Below are 20720 nucleotides of genomic sequence, written 5' to 3' on the forward strand. Positions count from 1 at the left end.
TCGATAGATGAGCCTGAATTTTTTAGAGTTTGAAAAACCAATCGCAGAGCTAGAAGCAAAAATCGAAGCGCTACGTGATGTGTCTCGTCATGGTGGTGATTCTGGCGTCGATCTCGCGAAAGAGATCGAACAGCTAGAGAAAAAGAGTTTAGAACTGAAAAAGAAGACCTTCAGTGATCTTGGTGCGTGGGAAACCGCTCAACTGGCCCGCCACCCACAACGTCCTTACACGCTGGACTACATCCAGCATATGTTTACCGAGTTTGAAGAGCTGGCCGGTGACCGAGCGTACGCGGATGACAAAGCGATTGTCGGTGGTATGGCACGCCTTGATGGCCGACCTGTGATGATCATTGGTCATCAAAAAGGACGTGAGACGCGTGACAAAGTGAAACGCAACTTCGGCATGCCTAAGCCAGAAGGTTACCGTAAGGCTAAGCGTCTGATGGAAATGGCTGAGCGTTTTAACATGCCGATCATTACCTTCATTGATACTGCCGGTGCTTACCCAGGTGTTGGCGCGGAAGAGCGCGGTCAGTCAGAAGCGATTGCGACCAACTTGAAAGTTATGTCGGGCTTGAAAGTGCCTGTGATTTGTAACGTCGTCGGTGAAGGCGGCTCTGGCGGTGCATTGGCGATCGGTGTTGGTGATTACGTCAACATGCTGCAATACTCGACCTACTCGGTGATTTCACCGGAAGGTTGTGCGTCTATCTTGTGGCGTGATTCAGACAAAGCGCCGCAAGCGGCAGAGGCGATGGGTCTGATTGCCCCTCGTCTTAAAGAGCTTGAGCTGATTGATGAAATCATCGAAGAGCCACTAGGTGGTGCGCATCGTGATCATGTTCAGATGGCGGAAAATATGAAAGCGACGCTACTCAAGCAGCTTGATGACCTAGCCTCGCTCGACAACGATACGCTTCTTGAGCGTCGTTACCAGCGTTTGATGAGCTACGGTTACTGTTAATTGACCGTCTCTATCTTTCAAGGCCGAACTCTGTTTCGGCCTTTTTGCGTTGTGGCGCTCGCTTTTTGCGCTTGAGCAGCATAGCTCCCTCCAAGTGGCAGTGATACACTTTGGCCAATGAGTCTAACCTTGATGCCTTATGACTGATCTCTATTCACACTTTAGCCAAGCCTTGTCGAGGTATCTCGACGCATCCAAACAGAGCCAGCCACGTGTGGTGTTGGCGCTCAGTGGTGGCGTTGATTCGCGTGTTTTACTGCATCTACTTCATCAATATCGTGCCACGCAGCGCTCGGAACTCGATGTCTGCGCGGTTCACGTTCATCATGGTTTAAGTCCAAATGCGGACCATTGGGCTGAGCGGTGTGAGCAATGGGCCGCGTCGGCGCAGATGGAGTGCCATGTAGAGAAAGTGACGCTCGATTGCGGCAGTGAAAGCCTTGAAGCGAAGGCGCGCCAGGCGCGTTATCAAGCCCTCGAACACTATCTCAGCCAAGGTGATGTGCTGTTAACTGGGCATCATAGCGATGACCAAGTCGAGACGTTTCTACTCGCGTTAAAACGCGGCAGCGGGCCGAAAGGGCTCTCTGCGATGGGGAAGCAAAAACCTTTGCGCGAAGGGACGTTGCTGCGCCCTTTACTCGATGTGAGCCGAGAAGCGATCGTCGCTTTCGCGCGAGAACATCAGCTCGATTGGATAGAGGATGAAAGCAACCAAGATGCCCGCTTTGATCGCAACTTTATTCGCCATCATGTCTCCCCCGTGCTGACCGAGCGCTGGCCCCACTTACCCACTGCGATTGCGCGCAGTGCGCAGCTGTGCGCCGAGCAAGAGTTACTACTTGATGAACTGCTTGAGGACAAGTTCGCCGCAGTTCTGCTTGCCGATGCGAGCTTATCGATTGAAGCGTTAAGCACGTGCAGTGAGGTGATGCGTGCAAGATTGATGCGTATGTGGTTTGCCGAGCACCAACTCGCCATGCCAAGCGTCAATCAGCTCGCATTGATATGGCAACAAGTGGCACTGGCGCGCTGTGATGCGAACCCTAGGTTTGTTGTGGATGGTCAGCAAGAGGTTCGTCGTTATCAGCAGCGACTCTACTTGGTGGACGATCACGCCAGTCTTGAAGATTGGCAGCATGAGATTGCTATCGATCAGAGCATCGAACTTCCCGCCAATTTGGGGCACCTCGCGCTGCGCACTTCTTCTCAAGGGAGCCTGTCTTTAGCCGCGCTTGGAGCACAGCCCCTGCGTATTACTTTTGATCCGCAAGGTTTTACCGCTCATCCTTCTGAACGAGGTCATCGCCGGTCGATGAAAAAACTGTTTCAGGAGTACGGCGTACCCAGCTGGTTGAGACGCCGAACGCCGATTTTAATGTGTGGTGACCAAGTTGCAGCAGTGGCGCATCTCTTTGTTGATAAAGCCTTTATTGGTCAAGATTGTGAACTTACCTGGAACAAGTAAACCAGAGTTGTGCCACAATCGTAAAAATAATACCCCTAGCCTTATTAGGGAGTGGCGATACCCATCGTCATCAAACAAAAAAAGACAATGGATAAGGAAGAGCAATGAAGACAATCGCAATCACAGTGATGATGAGCCTAGGATTAGTGAGTGGACATGCATTAGCGGCGGGCGATGCTGCGGCAGGGCAAGCGAAGGCCGCCGTGTGCGCGGCGTGTCATGGCGCTGATGGTATTGCCGTGATCCCTGGCTATCCAAACTTAAAGGGTCAAAATGAGCAGTACTTGATCTCCTCTATCAAGGCGTACAAAAACAAAGAGCGCAATGGCGGCTTGGCAGCAGTAATGCAGGCGCAAGCGTCGATGCTCAGTGATACGGATATCGAAAACTTAGCCGCTTATTACGCGAGCTTAAAATAATTTACGCAAGCTTAAAATAACGCCATTCTTCATCAGTCTCGTCAGCGCTTTGCGACAGTGGGATTGGTCAAAGGACCCGAGTCATAACCATGGTGAGTGATAAACTGGTGGTGAGTGTTGGCTCGGGCTTTTTATTGCATGATGTTCGTGTGATAATCGGGAAAATATGTTGCGCAAGTTTAAGGGATGAACATGAAAAAAATCGAAGCCATCATCAAGCCATTTAAATTAGATGACGTACGTGAAGCGTTGGCAGAAGTCGGCATCACAGGTATGACGGTCTCTGAAGTGAAAGGCTTTGGTCGTCAGAAAGGTCACACAGAGCTCTACCGCGGCGCGGAGTACATGGTCGACTTTCTGCCAAAAGTGAAGCTTGAGATTGTGGTCAACGAAGAGGTGGCTGAGCAGTGTGTCGACACCATCATCGAAACCGCACAAACCGGTAAAATTGGCGACGGTAAAATCTTTATTACTGATGTGGAGCGCGTGGTACGCATCCGTACGGGTGAAGAAGACGAAGAAGCGATTTAACGCCGAATCCGAATGAGAACAAAAGAGCCCAATGGCTCTTTTGTTTTATCTAAGACCGCTTTCCTTACCACACGTTTTACTCTATGTTTTTTTCTAGCTATGCCTTTTCTCACTACCCGCTTTCCAACTCTCCCTTTTCCAAATAGGGTCGCGAAATGAAACAACGCCTTACCATAACGCTGGTCACCATAAGTGCGCTTACGCTAATGGGGCTCACGCTCTTTCATACCATTTTTATCTTGCCTGCCGACCGTCAGGTCTACTCGCTGTCCAATCAAGAGAGTCAGGTATCCCTGCATTGCTACCAGAATCCACAGGCGCCTGCGCTGGATAAAGAGGGGCAACTGAATATCTTGGTGTGGAATATCTACAAGCAAAATCGTCCCTCTTGGCAATCAGCGCTGCGCGAGCTCAGTGACAACAAGCAGTTGGTGCTGCTGCAAGAGGCGAGCATGGGGGAGGCGTTCAAGCAATACATTGAACAAGCGCGTTGGTTTGGCACCCAAGTGGATGCGTTTAAAGTGTTTGATACCAGTGCCGGAGTGCTCAATTTGACACTCGGTGCCCCGCGTCTGGCTTGCGCTTACACTGAATTGGAACCTTGGCTGCGTTTACCCAAATCGGCGCTCTATGCTCGTTATCCGTTGAGTGATGGCCGTGAGCTTGCCGTGGTCAACATTCATGCGGTTAATTTCACTTATGGCACTCAAGAGTACCTGCGCCAAATTGACACCTTGGTGACGGAGCTCAGAAAGCATCAGGGGCCAATGCTGGTGGCGGGGGACTTTAACAGTTGGAGTGAAGAGCGCATGACGGTGATGCGTCAAGCGTTGTCGGGCTTAGCGCTCAACGCGGTAATTTTTACGCCTGATAACCGCACTCAGTTTCTGACGGGCCTGCAGCTGGATCATATCTTCTATCGTGGATTGACGCTGAAAACAGCAGAGGCACCACACAGTGACGCCTCCGATCATAATCCAATGTTAGCCAGTTTTGAGCTTAAAAAATAACAATATAGAGAGCCCAAATCAGGTAGTAAGCGACCCAAGGGAGAGCGGCGATGGCTAACGCTTGGCCTCGCTCAAACTCTGTCCAAGTGCCGACCGCCGCATATCCCAGCGCGATGTACCAAGGCAGCAGCAAAGGAAATGAGCTGGCAAATTGCGACCATGAGTGAGTCAGCGGCAATTTGAGTAAGCCATTCAAACTATTGAGATCGGCAGCGTAGACCATCACTTGACCGTGTTTTAACAGCACACTGATGTAGCTCGCCAAATCGCCAATGATCGCTGGGAAGGTGATCACCGCGCTCGCAGCAAACCAACGCCAAAATCCATGTTGATGCTGACTCGGCTTAGTGGCCAAATTAAACCAAAACGCTAACATCACAATCGTCAGTGTGCGTCCGGCGACATCACTGATGATCTCACTGGCCATTAAGGTATTGGCATCCAGTAGAGCGAGCTGCTCAGGATTGGTGATAGCCAATTGCGCTTCCAGTGTCTCTTGTAGCCAGGCGACATTGACCATGTCAAAGTAGGCGCCCCAGAATAAAAATGGCGACAGAATCAGAAACAAGTAGGGTTGCCATCCCCACATACCGCGCTGGTACAAGGCGAGAAAGCAAGCGCTGGGCGAACGGAAAATATCCACCAGCATGATCAAAGGGTTACTTGACGGGTTCATACACTCACCTTAGTGACATCGACATACAACTTGAGTTTTTGACCGGGCTTGAGGTATTTCTGATTGCTCAGGTCATTCCATTTGACGATGTCGCGGCTTTTCACTTTGAACTTGCTCGCGATACCACTGAGGGTATCTCCGGAGCGGACATCATAAAAGACAGTACGAATGATCGCGCCTTCTTTGTTCTCTTTCCAAATCACCAGTGATTGGCCAACGCGCAAGGTGTCTCTTGGGCTCATGCCATTCCATTTTGCCAAGGATTGGTGCGATACGTTGTTGGCGGAGGCAATGCTCCAGAGACTCTCTCCTGACTTCACCGTATGCGTCAGTTTATAGGTGCCACGCGCTTGAGACTGGGTTTGTGCCAATCGGTTGGATGCGCTCAAGGTGTACGCTTTGTCGTCACGGGTCGAGGTCGGAATCATCAGGTACTGACCCGCGCGAATCGTGTTGCCTTTGAGGTTATTGGCGGTGCGAATCACCTTAGTGGTTGTGTTGTGCTTGTTGGCAATCACACTCAGGCTATCGCCCGATTTCACCTTGTAACGCACCACTTTTAGACCTTGACCACGGTTGGCTTCAACGGCTTGGCGAAATGGTGCGACCGAATTGACGGGCAGCAATAACTGATGGGGGCCATCGGGTGCGGTGGCCCACTGATTGTAAGCTGGGTTTAAGCTTTGCAGCTCTTTTACCGTTAGGCCAGCGTAGTTGGCTGCAATCGCCAGATCTAACTGCTCTTTAGGATCAACCAGCTCAACCACAGGTTGGTTGGCGATGGCAGGAATATCGATACCGTATTTTTCTTGGTTGGCCACCACATCCGCTAGGGCGAGCAGTTTAGGAACATAACCACTGGTCTCTTTAGGGAGGTCAAGCGAGAAAAAATCGGTTGGTTTACCCAGCTTTTTGTTTTTACGAATCGCACTAGAGACACGACCGCCACCGCTGTTGTAGGCTGCGATGGCATGTTGCCAATCGCCATCGAAGCGGCGGTTTAACTGAGTGAGGTAGTCAAGCGCGGCATCGGTCGCGGCATCGACATCTCGACGTCCGTCATACCAGTAGTTCTGTTTTAAGCCAAAGGATTTACCGGTCGCAGGTACAAACTGCCACAAGCCAGCGGCGCTACCGTGCGAGTAGGCAAAGGCATCAAATGAGCTCTCTACGACAGGAAGCAGGGCCAATTCTAGCGGAAGGCCACGCTGCTCGATTTTCTCCGTGATTAGGTAGAGAAATGGCTGTGCGCGCTCGGAGACGGTTTTGAGATGGTTAGGGTGTTTGAGATACCAAGTGCGGTAGTAATCCACGGTTTTGTGCTCCGGGATTGGCATCTCAAGTTGCATCGCAATTCGCTGCCACACATCTTCTTGAGACTCTGGGGTCACAACGGGCGCGGGTTTGGTGGCTTTTGTCTTGGTCGCGGGCTTCGCAGCTACTGATGTTTGCTGCAAAGCCGTGTTAGGAGTATTGGTGTCAGGGCTTTCGCCTTCACCGGTATGGTCAGACTGAGTCAGTTGACACCCTGTCAGCAGGAGAGCCAAAGCCCAGCTATGTTTCAATCGCATTATCCAGCCCTTTTAATCTTTGGCTGCTGATAATACTTTCGTCACTTAGGCAGTGACAAGCACCAAAGTGCTAAAATTCGTTCTTCCACTCACGTAATGCGCTAAATATCGAGAGTGCGTCTGTCTCTTGGGTCCGATTGGCGACCGAGCGCATGACACTGGGTTCACCGGTACGCAGGAAAGGGTTGATGCGTTTTTCTCTCCCAAGCGTGCTTGGGAGGGTGGGTTGATTTTGCGCACGCAGCCGATTCACTTCATCACGATATTGCTGAAGTTGGACGTTATCGGGCTCGACCGCCAATGCAAACGCGACATTGCTCGCGGTATATTCATGAGCGCAATAGACCTCGGTCTCATCAGGCAGAGCCGCCAGTTTGCACAATGAGGTATGCATCTGTTCCATTGTGCCTTCAAACACGCGCCCACAGCCGGCAGAAAACAGCACATCGCCGCAGAACAGTTTGCCATCACCGACGTAGCCGATATGACCTAATGTATGTCCTTCAAGGCCGATGACACGGAACACTTCACCAAACAGCTCAATTTGATCGCCAGTAGAGACAGAGTGGGATAAGGTTGGAATCGGCTCGCTTGCAGGCCCCACCACATTGATGGTCGGGAATTGGCGCACTAGCTCGGCGACGCCGCCAATGTGATCATTGTGATGGTGGGTAATTAAAATCGCTTCCAAACTCAATTCGTGCTGTTTGAGATACGCCAGGACTGGAGCCGCATCACCGGGGTCAACAACCGCACAACGCTTATCTCGATTTTCGATAAGCCAGATGTAATTGTCGTTAAATGCAGGTATGCTTTTGATCTCTAACATGGAAGTCTCTCCAGTGACACTGTCGTCATCGACTCTTGAGTGAAGCAGGTTAAGTATGAAGCCAGCCCGCAGTAAGAAGAAGCTAGAACAACCCCATTCGTGGACGCAATTAAAAAACGGCCAGTGGGTGAGTGAGTCTATCCAAACTCGCGTCGATGAATGGTGTCCGAAGCTGTTTGGTTATCACCTGCTCAAACTAGGTGGCTTGAGCTGTGAGTTAACCAGTTTTAGTTGCAACATTCAACATCAAGTCCAGCTCGACATAAAAAATCCTTTGCATAACGTCATCGCTGACGGTTATCAACTGCCGTTTCTGGAAAAGAGCTTTGACGCCATCGTGATGGCGCACCAACTCGACTATTGTAATGATCCCCACCGCTTATTGCGTGAGGTTGACCGAGTGATGATGGATGATGGCTATCTGATTTTGACCGGTTTTAACCCACTGAGTTTGACCGGCTTGGCAAGCCTGATGCCGTGGCGCAAACACAACTTGCCTTGGAGTGGCCGGATGTTTACCCCCAATCGCATTAAAGATTGGCTGGGCGTACTCAATTATGAAGTGATTGAGTGCGATCGCTACGCTCTGTTTCCGATGCAAAGCTATCGAACGTTTTGGACTTGGATGGAAAATAGCCTAGGGGAGTGGGCGCGGCCGATGGGTAGCCTCTATTTTATCGTGGCAAGAAAGCGGACTTACCCGCTCAAGCCGATAAAACCTCACTGGAAGCTTAAACGAAAATTGACGCCACTGGGCGTCAATTACAAAATTTCCCTCAACCCTAAGCAATACTGAGCAATAGCTGCGGTATTGAAGAATAAGGCACCGTTAGCTCGGCTGATAGCCTGTATCTTCTTCGGTTGGGTTTTCTGCGGCGGCCCTGGCTAGCTCATCGCACATCTCGTTTTCTCTGTGCCCGGCATGGCCTTTCACCCAGTGCCACTCGACGTTGTGACGTGCCGTTTCGGCATCTAACGCTTGCCATAAATCGGCATTTTTGACCGGTTTTTTGTCGGCGGTTTTCCAGCCACGCTTCTTCCAGTTGTGAATCCATTGCGTGATGCCTTGGCGAACGTACTGGCTATCGGTGGTGAGGATGACATGACAAGGCTCTTTGAGCGCCTTGAGAGCGACGATGGTAGCCATCATTTCCATGCGATTATTGGTGGTGAGGGTATAGCCTTTGGCTAAGGTTTTTTCCGTCTGTTTGTAACGCAGGACAACGCCATAACCACCGGGTCCAGGGTTACCAAGGCAAGAACCGTCTGTGAAAATTTCCACCTGTTTCGTCATGTTTTGGTACTATTGGTTTAATCACTTAGAGACATAGTCTGACATAGATATTGTTATGAACACCAGCAGCAATTCGCAATACGGCCGCATCGTTGTACTCGATACCGAAACCACAGGTATGAACCGAGAAGGCGGCGCGCCGCATATTGGTCACCGCATTATTGAAATCGGTGCCGTTGAGATCATTAATCGTAAGCTGACAGGACGACACTTTCACGTCTACATTAAGCCCGATCGCGAGATTCAACCAGACGCGATAGAAGTACACGGTATTACAGATGAGTTTTTGGTTGATAAGCCCGAGTATCACGCTATCCACCAAGAGTTTCTTGAGTTCATCAAAGGGGCCGAATTGGTGGCACACAACGCGCCCTTCGATACCGGCTTTATGGACAATGAGTTTGCCTTATTAGACCCAAATATTGGTAAAACAGAAGACTACTGCAAAGTCACCGATACGCTGGCGATGGCGAAGAAAATCTTCCCTGGTAAGCGCAACAACTTGGACATCTTGTGTGAGCGATACGGCATAGATAACTCACACCGTACCTTGCACGGCGCTTTGCTCGATGCGGAGATTCTCGCCGACGTTTACCTGTTGATGACCGGTGGGCAGACCTCTTTGCAATTTAATCCCGGTAGCGCCAGTGACGGCGATGTGGGAGGTGAGTCAATAAAACGCGTCGCCAGTGGTCGAAAAGCGCTAAAGGTAATTAAAGCAACGGCCGATGAACTAGAAGCACACAATAAAAGATTAGATATCGTCGAGAAGAGCGCAAGCAGCCTCTGGCGTCAGTAGGAGAAGGGATGTTGAGGAGTTGGATTGCCCTAGTGGGCATGGTATTCAGTTGTCTAGGATTTGCAGCGCAAGAGTCCTCAATGTCTCTGCTCGATAACCGTTTTCGAGTCGACCCCACCATCAAGCAAATCACCTTTGTTATCTACCGCGCGCAAAACTCCCAACCTGTGGTGTTAGTGCGCCCTGATGGTAAGAAATATTACGCCTGGCGCAGCCCAGATAATGTGCGTTGGTATCAAGAGTCGGCGATGGACATCATTTCGATTGATAACCCAATGCCCGGTCCTTGGCAGGCGATCGGTAAAGTCACGCCTAAGAACAAAATTACTCTGATTTCTCATCTTGAACTGGCCACTGACGTACTGCCCAACCGCCTCTATCAAGGGGAAGAGCTGAAGTTCACCGCTCGCTTGACGGCGGATAAAAAACCATTAGTTTTGCGTGATTTTTTGGACCGTGTCCAACTGAAAGTGACCTTCACCAAGTATGTTGAGAATGAAGATCAGTTAGTCAAAGAAGCGCGTCCGGTGCCAGAAGAGATCGGTGTGTTTGCTGATGATGGTCAAGGGCTCGACGAAGTGGCGGGCGATGGTGTGTTTACGGTGTCGCTGCCCATCACCAGCGCGCCGGGCAAGTATCGCGTGCGCATTACCTCCGGCAATGGTGTGTTCCTGCGTGCTCAAGAGCAAGAGGTGTTGGTTTATCCCACCCCACTGGAAACGACCTTCATTCAATCACGAGTCGCTGGTGAGCCTCATCGCGTGTTGTTCTCCGGTGAGATGGGGATGATCATGCCAGGCAGTCTCGCTGGGTTTGTCGACCATACTGATCCGAAGGGCAATGTGGTTAGCGTGCAAGGGGCTTCGGAGCCAGAAAGCAGCACCTTTGAGCTTGAAGTGCCGTATGACGGTACGCTAGGCAATTACCAATGGTCTTCAAAGACCTTCGCCACCGAGTTGGGCTCGCAACGTCCTCTGATCTTTGCCAAGAATCAACACACCTACAGTGTGGTCGAAGATATCGATATTGCTGAGACCCGTCGTCTGCAAGAAGAGGAACGTCTCAAGCAGCAGAAAATCATGGAAGAGATGCAGTTGGCTGAGTTCAGAAAAGCCCAGCGAACTAAGAGTATGATCATTATCGGTGTCGGCAACCTAATTGCGATTTTATTGGGGCTGGTGGTGTGGTTTGTGATGCGTAAGCTCAAAGCCAAGAAAGAAGCGATGCCGGAAATGCAGCTTGAGATGCCGAAGAAGTAATCCGTAAGAGCTGTTGCGGCAGCGCTATGCAGGCAAGCATCGATGGAGAGTGTTTAAGAGTGATGCTCTCTATCAATCTAACATCAACCTTAGTGACGATAACTCGTCGGCTTAGCGAAGGTTTCTATTTACCAGTAAGCATAGTTACCAGTAAGGATAGCGAGATAAAGCAAAGGGCAGCGAGGCTGCCCTTTGTCGTTTTTATACGCTTAGTATGCGCGCGTTAGGCGACTTCGACGATTTTGGGCTTACTCTTTCGAACCGGTTTGGTCGCCAGTTCTTTGGGCTCGAAATCATCGACGTTGATCACATAGAGGCGGTGCTCTTCGGCACTGCGTAGCAGTTCAGCCTCTTTTGTGTCGATGATGCCTTTCTCTAGGCCAATATCGGCGATGAGATCTAGGCGCAAGAAAGGCTTACGCTCATTGAGCGCTTTACATACTTTCTTAAACACAGGCTCTGCTTCTAAAATCACCGTCAAGGCTTGCTCAATTTTACCCGCAGGATTGAACTCACTCGCTTCGAAGTATTGATGACGACCTAAGCGAGCACGTGTGGCGCTTGGCGTTTGCAGAATTTGCGCGACTTTGCTGTCGAGTTTGTCATTCGGCGCTCGGCGAACGCGGCCAAAAGGCAGGATCAGAGCGCGCAGGATTTTACCCAACCAAGGATTTGGGAAGTTAGCGAGAAACTCATCAATCGCCAGCTCGGTTTGCTTCAAGCTGTCTTGCAATCCCCAGTGAACCAATGGCAAGTCATCACTAATGCGGCCATCATTCTCAAAGCGTTTCAGCGTGGCTGAACTTAAGTACAATTGACTCAAAATGTCGCCCAAGCGAGCCGACAAGCGCTCTTTACGTTTCAACGAACCACCCAGTACTGCCATCGAAATATCGGCCAAGAAGGCAATGTTAGCACTGTAGCGGTTGAGCTGCTGGTAGTAACGTTTCGTGCTGTCTTGAACCGGTGCACTGGAGAAACGGCCATCGGTAACACCCAGCCAGACACTGCGCACAAGGTTGCTCAGGGTAAAGCTGACGTGACCGGCGAGCGCGCTATCAAACTTATCAAGCGCATCGGAGGCGTCTGAGTAAGCCGCATTCATCTCTTCCAGAACAAACGGATGGCAACGAATCGCCCCTTGGCCAAAGATGATCATGGAGCGGGTGAGGATGTTGGCCCCTTCTACCGTGATGGCAATCGGGGAACCTTGGTAGCCGCGCGCGAGGAAGTTCTTCGGTCCAAGACAAATGCCCTTACCACCGACAATGTCCATCGCATCGATGATGCTTTGCTGACCGCGGTGGGTGCAGTGATACTTCACGATCGCTGAGATGACCGAGGGCTTTTCACCCAAATCAATCCCCGCGACAGTCAGGTTGCTGGCCGCGTCCATCACATACGCGTTACCACCTAGACGTGCTAATGGCTCTTCGACGCCTTCCATCTGGCCAATCGGTTGTTTAAATTGACGGCGAATACGCGCGTACGCACCAGTTGCCAAAGCCGCCGTCTTAATGCCACCGGTTGAGTTCGACGGTAAGGTGATCCCGCGACCTACAGATAAACATTCGACCAGCATACGCCAACCTTGACCGGCCATTGATGGGCCACCAATGATGAAATCTAAAGGTACAAACAGATCATTGGCTCGTGTCGGGCCGTTTTGGAAAGGCACGTTGAGCGGGAAGTGGCGATTGCCTATTTCCACCCCTTTTAGGTGTGTGGGAATCAGCGCACAGGTGATGCCAAGTTCTTCCGTCTCGCCGAGTAAGCCGTCTGGATCGCGCAATTTAAAGGCGAGGCCGAGAACGGTGGCGACTGGGGCGAGCGTGATGTAGCGCTTGTTCCAAGTTAGGCGCATACCGAGGACTTCTTTGCCCTCCCATTCGCCTTTACAGACAATACCGAAGTCTGGAATGGATCCCGCGTCTGAGCCTGCTTCTGGGCTGGTCAGTGCAAAACAAGGGATCTCTTTACCTTCGGCTAAGCGTGGCAAATAGTAGTTTTTCTGTTCGTCGGTGCCGTAGTGTTGTAGCAGTTCCCCCGGGCCCAATGAGTTAGGCACCCCAACGGTAGAAGAGAGTACGCCTGAGACGCCAGTGAGCTTTTGCAATACCAGCGACTGAGCGTAGGCAGAGAACTCAAGTCCGCCGTACTGCTTCTTGATGATCATCGCGAAGAACTTATTGTCTTTTAGGTACTGCCACACTTGCGGTGGTAGATCGGCCAACTCGTGGGTGACCTGATAGTCGTTCACCATCGCACACACTTCATTGACGGGGCCATCGAGGAAAGCTTGCTCCTCGGCACTTAACGTCGGCGCTTTAATGTCGTGCAGCTTGTTCCAGTCTGGTTTGCCTTTGAAAAGCTCAGCTTCCCACCAAACCGTACCAGCATCCAACGCCTCTTTTTCGGTTTGAGACATGGCGGGCAGCACTTTCTTAAAGAGAGAAAGGGCTTTTTTACTGATCAGAGACTGACGAATCGATGGAACAGCCAATACCGCAGTGGCGGCGATGTACAGTATCCAACTCAACGATCCTGCGCTGCCCCAGATGGAGAGCACGACCATCGTCAGTGTTAACGCAAACAGTGAAAGGATTAAGGAGTTGCGGTGGTACAAGCAGGTCGCCAGTACCACCGTAAAGCCTAATATTGAGAGCAAGATGTCCATGTGTATTTCCTTCTTCGACGCCCCAAAATGTAGGGTTAAGGGTTATACGTCGTTTATCTTATAAGAGGTCTAACCAGTTAGAGTGTAAACAACTCATTAATGAAATGTAAAACCCAATCGTGCTTAAAAAGTGATCTAAGTAGAGTGAAAATTCTAAAATTGTCGGTCCGTGCTGAATTTGTGGGCGAAGTAGGGGGAGGAATTGGCATTAGTTGACGCGCAGCTATCGACACTCTGGATGGTTCGAGTAAACTCGTAAACAATGGTATTTAGCTTTGTGGCTAAATTTCCCCATCGAAGATAACAATGAGAGAATTCCCTATGTACCACGATCTGATCAAAAGTGAATTAACTGAAGCGGCGAACGTCTTGAATGCCTTTTTAAGTGATGAGCACAACATTGCTCAAATTGAAGCCGCAGCGAAACTCATTGCCGATTCATTCAAGCAAGGGGGTAAAGTGCTCTCGTGCGGTAACGGCGGCTCACACTGCGATGCGATGCATTTCGCCGAAGAGCTCACTGGGCGCTATCGTGAAAATCGTCCGGGTTACCCTGGGATTGCCATTTCAGATCCAAGTCACCTCTCTTGTGTTAGCAACGATTTTGGCTATGACTTTGTTTTCTCTCGTTATGTTGAAGCGGTTGGTTCGGCTGGGGATGTTCTGTTTGGCCTCTCAACCTCGGGCAACTCAGGGAACATTCTTAAGGCGATAGAAGCGGCAAAAGCGAAAGGCATGAAAACCATCGCTCTGACGGGTAAAGACGGTGGCAAAATGGCCGGGGTAGCGGATATCGAGATTCGTGTTCCTCATTTCGGCTACGCGGATCGCATTCAAGAGATCCACATCAAAATCATCCACATTGTGATCCAATTGATTGAAAAGGAGATGGCGTAATTACGCCATCACGTTGACAGGGAGTGGTTTGAAGCATGTGTGAATTGCTCGGTATGAGTGCCAACGTTCCGACCGATATTTGTTTCAGTTTCACTGGCTTAATGCAGCGTGGGGGCAAAACTGGCCCGCACAGTGATGGCTGGGGGATCACCTTCTATGAGGGGAAAGGTTTTCGTAATTTCAAAGACCCTAACCCTAGCTGTCAGTCGAAAATTGCCGAGTTAGTGCAAAACTATCCGATTAAGAGCCGCGCGGTCATCAGCCATATTCGCCAAGCCAACCGTGGTGGTGTCAATCTGGAAAATACCCATCCGTTTACCCGCGAGCTCTGGGGGCGTTACTGGACTTTTGCCCACAATGGCCAGTTGACGGACTACCAACAGATGGATACAGGTCGGCATCGTCCGGTGGGGCAAACTGACAGTGAGATGGCGTTTTGTTGGCTGCTCAAGCAGATGGAAGATCGTTACCCACAACCACCGCACGATATGGTGGGAGTATTTCGTTTTGTGGCCATGTGTTGTGACATGCTCAAAGAGAAAGGGGTCTTCAATATGTTGCTCTCTGACGGAGAGTATGTGATGACGTATTGCACCAATCATCTGTATTGGATCACTCGCCGTGCGCCTTTTGGGCAAGCGACATTGATTGATGAAGATGTCACCATCAACTTTCAAGAAGAGACGACGCCCAACGATATTGTTTCAGTGATTGCGACTCAACCGCTGACGGACAATGAAACCTGGCATCGGATGAAGCCCGGTGAGTTTGGTATTTTTCACTTTGGTGAGCTGATTGATGGCAATGCGGATGCGCTTGTAGATGTGGCTTATGCCGAGAAGAAGGTCGCCAGTCAAGCACCGACAGAACCTTTAGAGTAGCGTCGCCATTGAGCAAACGTCCAAAATAGAAAAGGTTGACGCTTTCACGTCAACCCTTTTTGTTTGTATCGCTTAAGCGGTATTAGCTAAGTTGTGCCTTGAGGTGCTCAATCACGTCAGCGATAGCGACTGGCGTCTTCTCTCCCGAGCGGCGGTTCTTGTACTCGAAGTTGCCTTCTTTCATTGAACGGTCACCAATCACGATAGTGTGAGGAATACCGATCAGTTCCATATCAGAGAACATAACGCCTGGGCGCTCTTTACGGTCATCGAATAGGACTTCGATACCCATAGCCGTCAGTTCAGCGTACAGCTTCTCAGCTGCTTCTTTCACTTCTTCAGACTTGTGCATGTTCATTGGTACGATCGCTACTTGGAACGGCGCTAGAGCGTCTGGCCAGATGATGCCGTATTTGTCGTGGTTTTGTTCAATCGCTGAAGCCACAACGCGTGACACACCGATACCGTAACAACCCATCTCCAGGATGACGTTCTTACCGTCAGGGCCCAGCACGCCACAGTTCATCGCTTGTGAGTAAACGTTGCCAAGCTGGAAGATGTGACCCACTTCGATACCACGCTTAAGCATTAGGGTACCTTTGCCACATGGGCTTGGATCGCCTTCGACAACATTACGCAGATCTTCAACTTGGCCAAGCTCAACGTCACGACCCCAGTTGATACCGAAGTAGTGCTTGCCGTCAATGTTCGCACCCGCACCGAAGTCGCTCATTACGGCAACGGTACGGTCAACGATGAATGGCAACTCAAGACCAACAGGACCAAGAGAGCCAGGGCCAGCGCCGATCAGTGCGCGAATCTCTTCTTCGGTTGCCATCTCAAGAGGGGCAGCAACTTGAGGCAAGTTCTCCGCTTTCACTTCGTTCAGTTCGTGGTCGCCACGGATGATTAGCGCGATGATGTCTGCGTCTACTTCGTCAGAGGCTTTTACGAAAAGCGTTTTCACTGTCTTCTCGATAGGTAGACCGTGTTGCTCTACAAGCTCTGCGATGGTTTTCGCGTTTGGCGTATCCACCAGCGTCATCTCTTGAGTTGGCTCAGCGCGCTCACCAGCAGGTGCGGCCGCTTCGGCTTTTTCGATGTTCGCTGCGTAATCAGACTCAGTCGAGAAGGCGATGAGGTCTTCACCACTTTCCGCAAGTACGTGGAACTCTTGAGAACCACTACCACCAATAGCGCCAGAGTCAGCCAGTACTGGGCGGTACTCAAGACCCATGCGATCGAAGGCTTTACAGTACGCATCGTGCATTGCTTGGTAAGATTTCTCTAGACCTTCTTTGTCGATGTCAAAGCTGTATGCGTCCATCATGCAGAATTCTCGTGCACGCATTACGCCAAAACGTGGGCGACGCTCATCGCGGAATTTGGTTTGGATTTGGTACAGGTTGAGCGGCAGCTGTTTGTAAGAGCTCACTTCGTTGCGCACTAGGCTAGTGATCACTTCTTCTGCAGTTGGGCTTAGAACAAACGGACGCGTATGACGGTCAGTAAAGCGAAGGAGCTCAGGGCCCATCTTCTCGCTGCGGCCTGTCTCTTCCCATAGTTCAAACGGCTGAACAACGGGCATCAAGGTTTCGACGGCGCCTGCATTGTCGATTTCTTGACGAACGATGTTTTCGACTTTACGCAGCACACGCAGACCAGTAGGCAGCCAGGTGTATAGACCTGAAGCCAGCTTACGGATCATACCTGCGCGGAGCATGAGCTGGTGGCTCACGACCTCTGCGTCGTTTGGAGTCTCCTTAAGAGTAGAAAGAAGATAGTTACTGGTACGCATTCAATTTATCCGTTTAGTAAAGTTAGATACTCAAGCCAACAGGCTGAAGTATGAAGATCCCACAAAGGGAAAACAGTTAGCCGCTTATAATATCAGCCAAAGAGTGTTGTCAAAAGCTTTCAATCGCAGTAACTGTTATGAAGTTGTCGTTGACGGTGAACTTGACGTTCAGATCGAACAAATTTACCGCATATTCCTTGTCGTCGGGCTTATTCTTTTTGTAGGCCGGACGAGGGTCTTGCGCCAGTACTTGTTCGATAACGGTTTTGACATACTCCGCATCTTGGTGCTTGTCGAGCGAGGCTAGCGCAGTCGAGGAGAAGTGGACTTGAGAGGTTTCAGGCTCTGCTTCCGCATAGCCTCCTTTGGCCTCAGCCACTGAATCTGAGTAGGGGATATAGGGCTTGATGTCGATAATCGGGGTGCCGTCGACCAAGTCAACGTTGCCCAGATCCAGATAGATCTGATCGCCTTGCTTGCTCACCCCTTTAACTTCGACTGCCGACATGCCGATACCGTTAGGTCTGAATGTCGAGCGCGAGGCAAACACACCAATGCGCTCATTGCCGCCCAAACGAGGCGGGCGCACAGTGGGCTTCCATCCCGCTTGCAGATTCTGATCAAACAAAAACAGCAACCACACGTGAGAAAACTGCTCTATTCCACGCACGGCTTCTGGGCTATTGGCCGTCCCTTGCAGTTTGACGCGTGATCGCGCAGCAGGGACCAAGCGAGGTTGACGAGGAACGGCGAATTTCTCTTTGTAAGGGCTTTCGATAATGCCAATCGGTTCTATGGAATACATGGCTAAGGTCTTCAGTACGGATTGATACGGCAAAGTATCACAAATTTTGCTTGCTTTTCTTATTGATAATGATTATTAATTGATATGTTATAACATAACAATTGATGGAGAATTAAGAGATGAAAGTCGTGAAATCATTAAAGAGTGCAAAAAGCCGTCATCCTGATTGCCAAATCGTTAAGCGAAGAGGGCGCTTATACGTGATCTGCAAAACCAATCCTCGCTTTAAGGCGGTGCAAAAGTAACAAATGATTGATGGTGTTTATTTTATTTGTGGTTTTTTATGTTGATATTGATCGTTTAATTAGTGATATTTTTCATTATAAGCTAAGTTTTTTGGTTAATTATTCTTCTATTTGATACGTTTTGTAACATTTAGGATTTCTAATTGACCTTCTTGTCGAGTACTCTGCCCAAGCTTTTGTGACAGCCCTGTCACAAAAGCGTAGGAAAAACGACAAGGAGGGAACAGATGAGTTCATCTGCTTCAATGAAACAAAGCTCGCCGAAAAAGCCTATTTTTACCCGCTTTCTTGACTCGGTAGAGTATTTGGGGAACCTATTACCCCACCCAATCACACTATTTGCTATTTTCTGTCTCGCGATTCTCGTGCTATCTGGCGTTGCTGGGTACTTCGAAGTGTCAGTCATCGATCCTCGTCCGGAAGGGGCAAGCGGTCGTGCCGCAGATGGAATGATTCATGTGGTCAGCTTACTGAACGCTGAAGGCCTTCAACTGATCGTGACCAACCTGGTGAAGAACTTCGTTGGTTTTGCGCCGCTCGGGACGGTATTGGTCGCCATGTTAGGTGTTGCGATCGCTGAACACTCGGGTCTACTTTCTGCCGCGATGCGCGGTATGGTGATGGGCGCGTCTAAGCGCATGGTTACTGTGACCGTGGTTTTTGCTGGTATCATTTCTAACACCGCATCTGAGCTAGGCTATGTGGTTCTGATCCCACTGGCAGCGATGCTATTCCACTCTTTGGGGCGTCATCCCTTGGCGGGCTTGGCGGCGGCGTTTGCCGGTGTATCCGGTGGCTACTCGGCGAACTTGCTTATTGGTACGGTGGATCCACTGCTGTCTGGTATTACCGAGACAGCCGCTCAGATGATCGACCCAACTTACACCGTCGGTCCTGAGGTAAACTGGTACTTTATGTTCGTCTCCACCTTCTTTATCGCCATTACCGGTGCCTTCGTGACTGAGAAAATCGTTGAGCCAAAACTGGGTAAATACAATGACGAAGAAGCGGCGGAAGATCTGTCTCAAGACAAAATGGGTAGCCTGACGGCTATCGAAAAGAAAGGCTTGAAGTTGGCAGGTATTGCGATCCTAGTGGTATCGGCGCTGCTGGCTTGGACGATCGTTCCAGAAGATGGCGTATTGCGCTCAAGTACAGGTACTGTCGCGGGTTCTCCGTTCCTTAAGAGCATCGTGGCGTTTATCTTTGTCTTCTTCGCGATTCCTGGCTTTGTTTACGGCCGCGTAGTGGGCACGATGAACAATGACCGTGACGTGATTGATGCGATGTCTAAATCCATGTCATCAATGGGCATGTACATTGTCTTAGTCTTCTTTGCTGCGCAGTTTGTTGCATTTTTCAAATGGACGAACTTTGGTCAAGTGTTTGCCGTAGCCGGTGCCGGTTTCTTGCAAAATATTGGTCTTACTGGCCCAATGCTGTTCTTCGCCTTTATCTTGATGTGCGGCTTCATCAACTTGATGATCGGTTCAGCGTCAGCGCAGTGGGCGGTCACCGCACCGATTTTCGTGCCTATGTTGATGCTGGTTGGCTACGCACCAGAAACGATTCAAGCGGCTTACCGTATTGGTGACTCAACGACCAACATCATCACACCTATGATGAGTTACTTTGGTCTGATCCTCGCTGTGGCAACTCGCTACATGAAGAATCTCGGTATCGGTACTCTCATCGCGACGATGCTGCCGTACTCAATCTGCTTTATCGTTGGCTGGAGTTTACTCTTCTACGTATGGGTCTTCATCCTTGGTCTACCTGTTGGTCCAGGCGCGGCGACCTACTACACGCCGTAGTCGATAGATTCACACTTTCCCTGAGCCGAAGCGTTTGCTTCGGCTTTTTTTTCGCCTGCTCTTTACGTTTTTTGCTCTTTACGTTTTTTTACTTAGAAGTCTCTGGATTGATGGCTAGGGTGACCAGATAATAGACAGCATACTTTTAATAAGAGAGCGTCATCATGAGCAATCCACATTCTAAACCCACCCTCTTTTTTCACTGGTTAACGGGCCTTGGTTTTATTGGCGTGTTAGGCCTTGGCTTGTATCTTGAGCAAATGGAGCGAAGCCCAGCCAAAGGCGAGTTAATGGGGATTCACAAATCCCTTGGCGTGATTATTTTGCTGATCGCTGTGTTGCGCGTGGCGTGGCGACTCAAAGAAGGGCCGATTGAAAGCTCGGCGGTGTTGACCCGAGTACAAGAGATTCTAGCCAAGTCGATTCATGGCATTTTGATGCTGGCGACACTACTGATGCCTATCTCAGGCATCGCCATGAGCGTCGGCGGCGGGCGAGCTCTGGAGGTGTTTGGCGTCGAGATCCTTGCTGCAGGGGAAAAAATAGAGTGGCTGCAATCTCTAGGGGGGGCAGTGCATGGGTTTGCCCCTAAGATCATCATTGCTGCCTTGGTGCTCCACATTGCGGCGGCGCTTAAGCATCAATGGGTCGATAAGGATGGTACTTTGAGTCGTATGTTGGGGCGTAAATAATCCACAATGACAGGCTGATGGGAATGCATTTCGATCAGAGAATACCAAGATAGAAAAAGGGTCGACATGAACGTCGACCCTTTTTGGT

At 50.2% G+C, this 20720-nt stretch carries 20 protein-coding genes; 13 read left to right on the plus strand and 7 right to left on the minus strand.

Annotation, left to right across the window (positions count from 1 at the left end):
* Nucleotides 1-7 precede the first annotated feature (7 nt).
* The 5 genes from accA to AC6R0R_RS09925 all read left to right on the plus strand — a co-directional run bounded on the left by accA (nucleotide 8) and on the right by AC6R0R_RS09925 (nucleotide 4395).
* A complete protein-coding gene (gene accA / locus AC6R0R_RS09905) occupies nucleotides 8-967 on the plus strand; it encodes an acetyl-CoA carboxylase carboxyl transferase subunit alpha (RefSeq protein ID WP_500626555.1) in 960 nt (319 codons plus the stop codon).
* A gap of 139 nt (nucleotides 968-1106) precedes the next feature.
* Nucleotides 1107-2435: a tRNA lysidine(34) synthetase TilS gene (tilS, locus tag AC6R0R_RS09910; RefSeq protein ID WP_500626556.1), complete on the plus strand. Its 1329-nt coding sequence runs from the start codon at nucleotides 1107-1109 to the stop codon at nucleotides 2433-2435.
* A 104-nt stretch (nucleotides 2436-2539) separates the two neighbouring features.
* Nucleotides 2540-2854 carry a c-type cytochrome gene (locus AC6R0R_RS09915; protein ID WP_500626557.1) on the plus strand — a complete coding sequence of 105 codons (315 nt, stop codon included), beginning with the start codon at nucleotides 2540-2542 and terminating at the stop codon, nucleotides 2852-2854.
* Nucleotides 2855-3046: 192 nt separating this feature from the next.
* Nucleotides 3047-3385 carry a nitrogen regulatory protein P-II gene (gene glnB / locus AC6R0R_RS09920; protein WP_334554486.1) on the plus strand — a complete coding sequence of 113 codons (339 nt, stop codon included), beginning with the start codon at nucleotides 3047-3049 and terminating at the stop codon, nucleotides 3383-3385.
* A 155-nt stretch (nucleotides 3386-3540) separates the two neighbouring features.
* On the plus strand, nucleotides 3541-4395 hold the full coding sequence (locus AC6R0R_RS09925; protein WP_500626558.1) for an endonuclease/exonuclease/phosphatase family protein: 855 nt from the start codon (nucleotides 3541-3543) through the stop codon (nucleotides 4393-4395).
* Here AC6R0R_RS09925 and AC6R0R_RS09930 read toward each other — a convergent pair.
* The 3 genes from AC6R0R_RS09930 to gloB form a co-directional block, all read right to left on the minus strand.
* Complete coding sequence (locus AC6R0R_RS09930; protein ID WP_487901269.1) at nucleotides 4385-5071, minus strand: YIP1 family protein; 687 nt, start codon at nucleotides 5069-5071, stop codon at nucleotides 4385-4387. The two genes, AC6R0R_RS09925 and AC6R0R_RS09930, sit on opposite strands and share 11 nt — an antisense overlap.
* Complete coding sequence (locus tag AC6R0R_RS09935; protein WP_500626559.1) at nucleotides 5068-6642, minus strand: LysM peptidoglycan-binding domain-containing protein; 1575 nt, start codon at nucleotides 6640-6642, stop codon at nucleotides 5068-5070. The genes AC6R0R_RS09930 and AC6R0R_RS09935 overlap by 4 nt, the downstream gene beginning before the upstream one ends.
* Nucleotides 6643-6712: 70 nt before the next feature.
* Entirely contained in the window at nucleotides 6713-7471 is a 759-nt protein-coding gene (gene gloB / locus AC6R0R_RS09940) for a hydroxyacylglutathione hydrolase (RefSeq protein ID WP_500626560.1), read from the minus strand.
* A gap of 55 nt (nucleotides 7472-7526) precedes the next feature.
* Between gloB and AC6R0R_RS09945 the strand changes: the two genes are divergently transcribed.
* Nucleotides 7527-8267 (plus strand): class I SAM-dependent methyltransferase, encoded by a 741-nt coding sequence (locus AC6R0R_RS09945; RefSeq protein ID WP_500626561.1) that lies wholly within the window; start codon nucleotides 7527-7529, stop codon nucleotides 8265-8267.
* Nucleotides 8268-8300: 33 nt separating this feature from the next.
* Here the strand turns inward: AC6R0R_RS09945 and rnhA are convergent, their stop codons facing one another.
* Nucleotides 8301-8765, minus strand: a complete 465-nt coding sequence (gene rnhA, locus AC6R0R_RS09950; RefSeq protein ID WP_487901265.1) for a ribonuclease HI — start codon at nucleotides 8763-8765, stop codon at nucleotides 8301-8303.
* Nucleotides 8766-8820: 55 nt separating this feature from the next.
* On the opposite strand from rnhA, the gene dnaQ reads away from it, so the two are divergent.
* Together dnaQ and AC6R0R_RS09960 are read left to right on the plus strand one after the other, a co-directional pair.
* Nucleotides 8821-9564 carry a DNA polymerase III subunit epsilon gene (dnaQ, locus tag AC6R0R_RS09955; RefSeq protein WP_500626562.1) on the plus strand — a complete coding sequence of 248 codons (744 nt, stop codon included), beginning with the start codon at nucleotides 8821-8823 and terminating at the stop codon, nucleotides 9562-9564.
* An 8-nt stretch (nucleotides 9565-9572) separates the two neighbouring features.
* Nucleotides 9573-10823, plus strand: a complete 1251-nt coding sequence (locus tag AC6R0R_RS09960) for a TIGR03503 family protein (RefSeq protein WP_500626563.1) — start codon at nucleotides 9573-9575, stop codon at nucleotides 10821-10823.
* Between the two features lie 223 nt (nucleotides 10824-11046).
* Here the strand turns inward: AC6R0R_RS09960 and fadE are convergent, their stop codons facing one another.
* Nucleotides 11047-13500: an acyl-CoA dehydrogenase FadE gene (gene fadE, locus AC6R0R_RS09965; RefSeq protein ID WP_500626564.1), complete on the minus strand. Its 2454-nt coding sequence runs from the start codon at nucleotides 13498-13500 to the stop codon at nucleotides 11047-11049.
* Between the two features lie 321 nt (nucleotides 13501-13821).
* On the opposite strand from fadE, the gene lpcA reads away from it, so the two are divergent.
* Complete coding sequence (gene lpcA / locus AC6R0R_RS09970; RefSeq protein ID WP_334554503.1) at nucleotides 13822-14397, plus strand: D-sedoheptulose 7-phosphate isomerase; 576 nt, start codon at nucleotides 13822-13824, stop codon at nucleotides 14395-14397.
* Nucleotides 14398-14432: 35 nt separating this feature from the next.
* A complete protein-coding gene (locus AC6R0R_RS09975) occupies nucleotides 14433-15278 on the plus strand; it encodes a class II glutamine amidotransferase (RefSeq protein WP_500626565.1) in 846 nt (281 codons plus the stop codon).
* Nucleotides 15279-15360: 82 nt separating this feature from the next.
* Here the strand turns inward: AC6R0R_RS09975 and AC6R0R_RS09980 are convergent, their stop codons facing one another.
* A complete protein-coding gene (locus AC6R0R_RS09980) occupies nucleotides 15361-17076 on the minus strand; it encodes a proline--tRNA ligase (RefSeq protein ID WP_500626566.1) in 1716 nt (571 codons plus the stop codon).
* 109 nt (nucleotides 17077-17185) lie between these two features.
* Nucleotides 17186-17881: a tRNA (N6-threonylcarbamoyladenosine(37)-N6)-methyltransferase TrmO gene (tsaA, locus tag AC6R0R_RS09985; RefSeq protein ID WP_500626567.1), complete on the minus strand. Its 696-nt coding sequence runs from the start codon at nucleotides 17879-17881 to the stop codon at nucleotides 17186-17188.
* A gap of 119 nt (nucleotides 17882-18000) precedes the next feature.
* Between tsaA and ykgO the strand changes: the two genes are divergently transcribed.
* From ykgO to AC6R0R_RS10000, 3 genes are all read left to right on the plus strand, one after another.
* Nucleotides 18001-18126, plus strand: coding sequence for a type B 50S ribosomal protein L36 (gene ykgO / locus AC6R0R_RS09990; protein WP_005380299.1), 126 nt, complete (start codon nucleotides 18001-18003; stop codon nucleotides 18124-18126).
* A 227-nt stretch (nucleotides 18127-18353) separates the two neighbouring features.
* Nucleotides 18354-19940 (plus strand): AbgT family transporter, encoded by a 1587-nt coding sequence (locus AC6R0R_RS09995; RefSeq protein ID WP_500626568.1) that lies wholly within the window; start codon nucleotides 18354-18356, stop codon nucleotides 19938-19940.
* Nucleotides 19941-20104: 164 nt separating this feature from the next.
* A complete protein-coding gene (locus tag AC6R0R_RS10000; RefSeq protein ID WP_487901257.1) occupies nucleotides 20105-20632 on the plus strand; it encodes a cytochrome b in 528 nt (175 codons plus the stop codon).
* The last annotated feature ends 88 nt before the right edge of the window (nucleotides 20633-20720 follow it).

Source organism: Vibrio sp. R12-SW3-ISO1 (assembly GCF_059834005.1).

What these genes read in the sequence shown, in the direction of transcription:
- accA (WP_500626555.1), top strand. Translation starts at nt 8, where the DNA reads ATGAGCCTGAATTTTTTAGAGTTTGAAAAACCAATCGCAGAGCTAGAA.
- tilS (WP_500626556.1), top strand. Translation starts at nt 1,107, where the DNA reads ATGACTGATCTCTATTCACACTTTAGCCAAGCCTTGTCGAGGTATCTC.
- AC6R0R_RS09915 (WP_500626557.1), top strand. Translation starts at nt 2,540, where the DNA reads ATGAAGACAATCGCAATCACAGTGATGATGAGCCTAGGATTAGTGAGT.
- glnB (WP_334554486.1), top strand. Translation starts at nt 3,047, where the DNA reads ATGAAAAAAATCGAAGCCATCATCAAGCCATTTAAATTAGATGACGTA.
- AC6R0R_RS09925 (WP_500626558.1), top strand. Translation starts at nt 3,541, where the DNA reads ATGAAACAACGCCTTACCATAACGCTGGTCACCATAAGTGCGCTTACG.
- AC6R0R_RS09930 (WP_487901269.1), bottom strand. Translation starts at nt 5,071, where the DNA reads ATGAACCCGTCAAGTAACCCTTTGATCATGCTGGTGGATATTTTCCGT.
- AC6R0R_RS09935 (WP_500626559.1), bottom strand. Translation starts at nt 6,642, where the DNA reads ATGCGATTGAAACATAGCTGGGCTTTGGCTCTCCTGCTGACAGGGTGT.
- gloB (WP_500626560.1), bottom strand. Translation starts at nt 7,471, where the DNA reads ATGTTAGAGATCAAAAGCATACCTGCATTTAACGACAATTACATCTGG.
- AC6R0R_RS09945 (WP_500626561.1), top strand. Translation starts at nt 7,527, where the DNA reads ATGAAGCCAGCCCGCAGTAAGAAGAAGCTAGAACAACCCCATTCGTGG.
- rnhA (WP_487901265.1), bottom strand. Translation starts at nt 8,765, where the DNA reads ATGACGAAACAGGTGGAAATTTTCACAGACGGTTCTTGCCTTGGTAAC.
- dnaQ (WP_500626562.1), top strand. Translation starts at nt 8,821, where the DNA reads ATGAACACCAGCAGCAATTCGCAATACGGCCGCATCGTTGTACTCGAT.
- AC6R0R_RS09960 (WP_500626563.1), top strand. Translation starts at nt 9,573, where the DNA reads ATGTTGAGGAGTTGGATTGCCCTAGTGGGCATGGTATTCAGTTGTCTA.
- fadE (WP_500626564.1), bottom strand. Translation starts at nt 13,500, where the DNA reads ATGGACATCTTGCTCTCAATATTAGGCTTTACGGTGGTACTGGCGACC.
- lpcA (WP_334554503.1), top strand. Translation starts at nt 13,822, where the DNA reads ATGTACCACGATCTGATCAAAAGTGAATTAACTGAAGCGGCGAACGTC.
- AC6R0R_RS09975 (WP_500626565.1), top strand. Translation starts at nt 14,433, where the DNA reads ATGTGTGAATTGCTCGGTATGAGTGCCAACGTTCCGACCGATATTTGT.
- AC6R0R_RS09980 (WP_500626566.1), bottom strand. Translation starts at nt 17,076, where the DNA reads ATGCGTACCAGTAACTATCTTCTTTCTACTCTTAAGGAGACTCCAAAC.
- tsaA (WP_500626567.1), bottom strand. Translation starts at nt 17,881, where the DNA reads ATGTATTCCATAGAACCGATTGGCATTATCGAAAGCCCTTACAAAGAG.
- ykgO (WP_005380299.1), top strand. Translation starts at nt 18,001, where the DNA reads ATGAAAGTCGTGAAATCATTAAAGAGTGCAAAAAGCCGTCATCCTGAT.
- AC6R0R_RS09995 (WP_500626568.1), top strand. Translation starts at nt 18,354, where the DNA reads ATGAGTTCATCTGCTTCAATGAAACAAAGCTCGCCGAAAAAGCCTATT.
- AC6R0R_RS10000 (WP_487901257.1), top strand. Translation starts at nt 20,105, where the DNA reads ATGAGCAATCCACATTCTAAACCCACCCTCTTTTTTCACTGGTTAACG.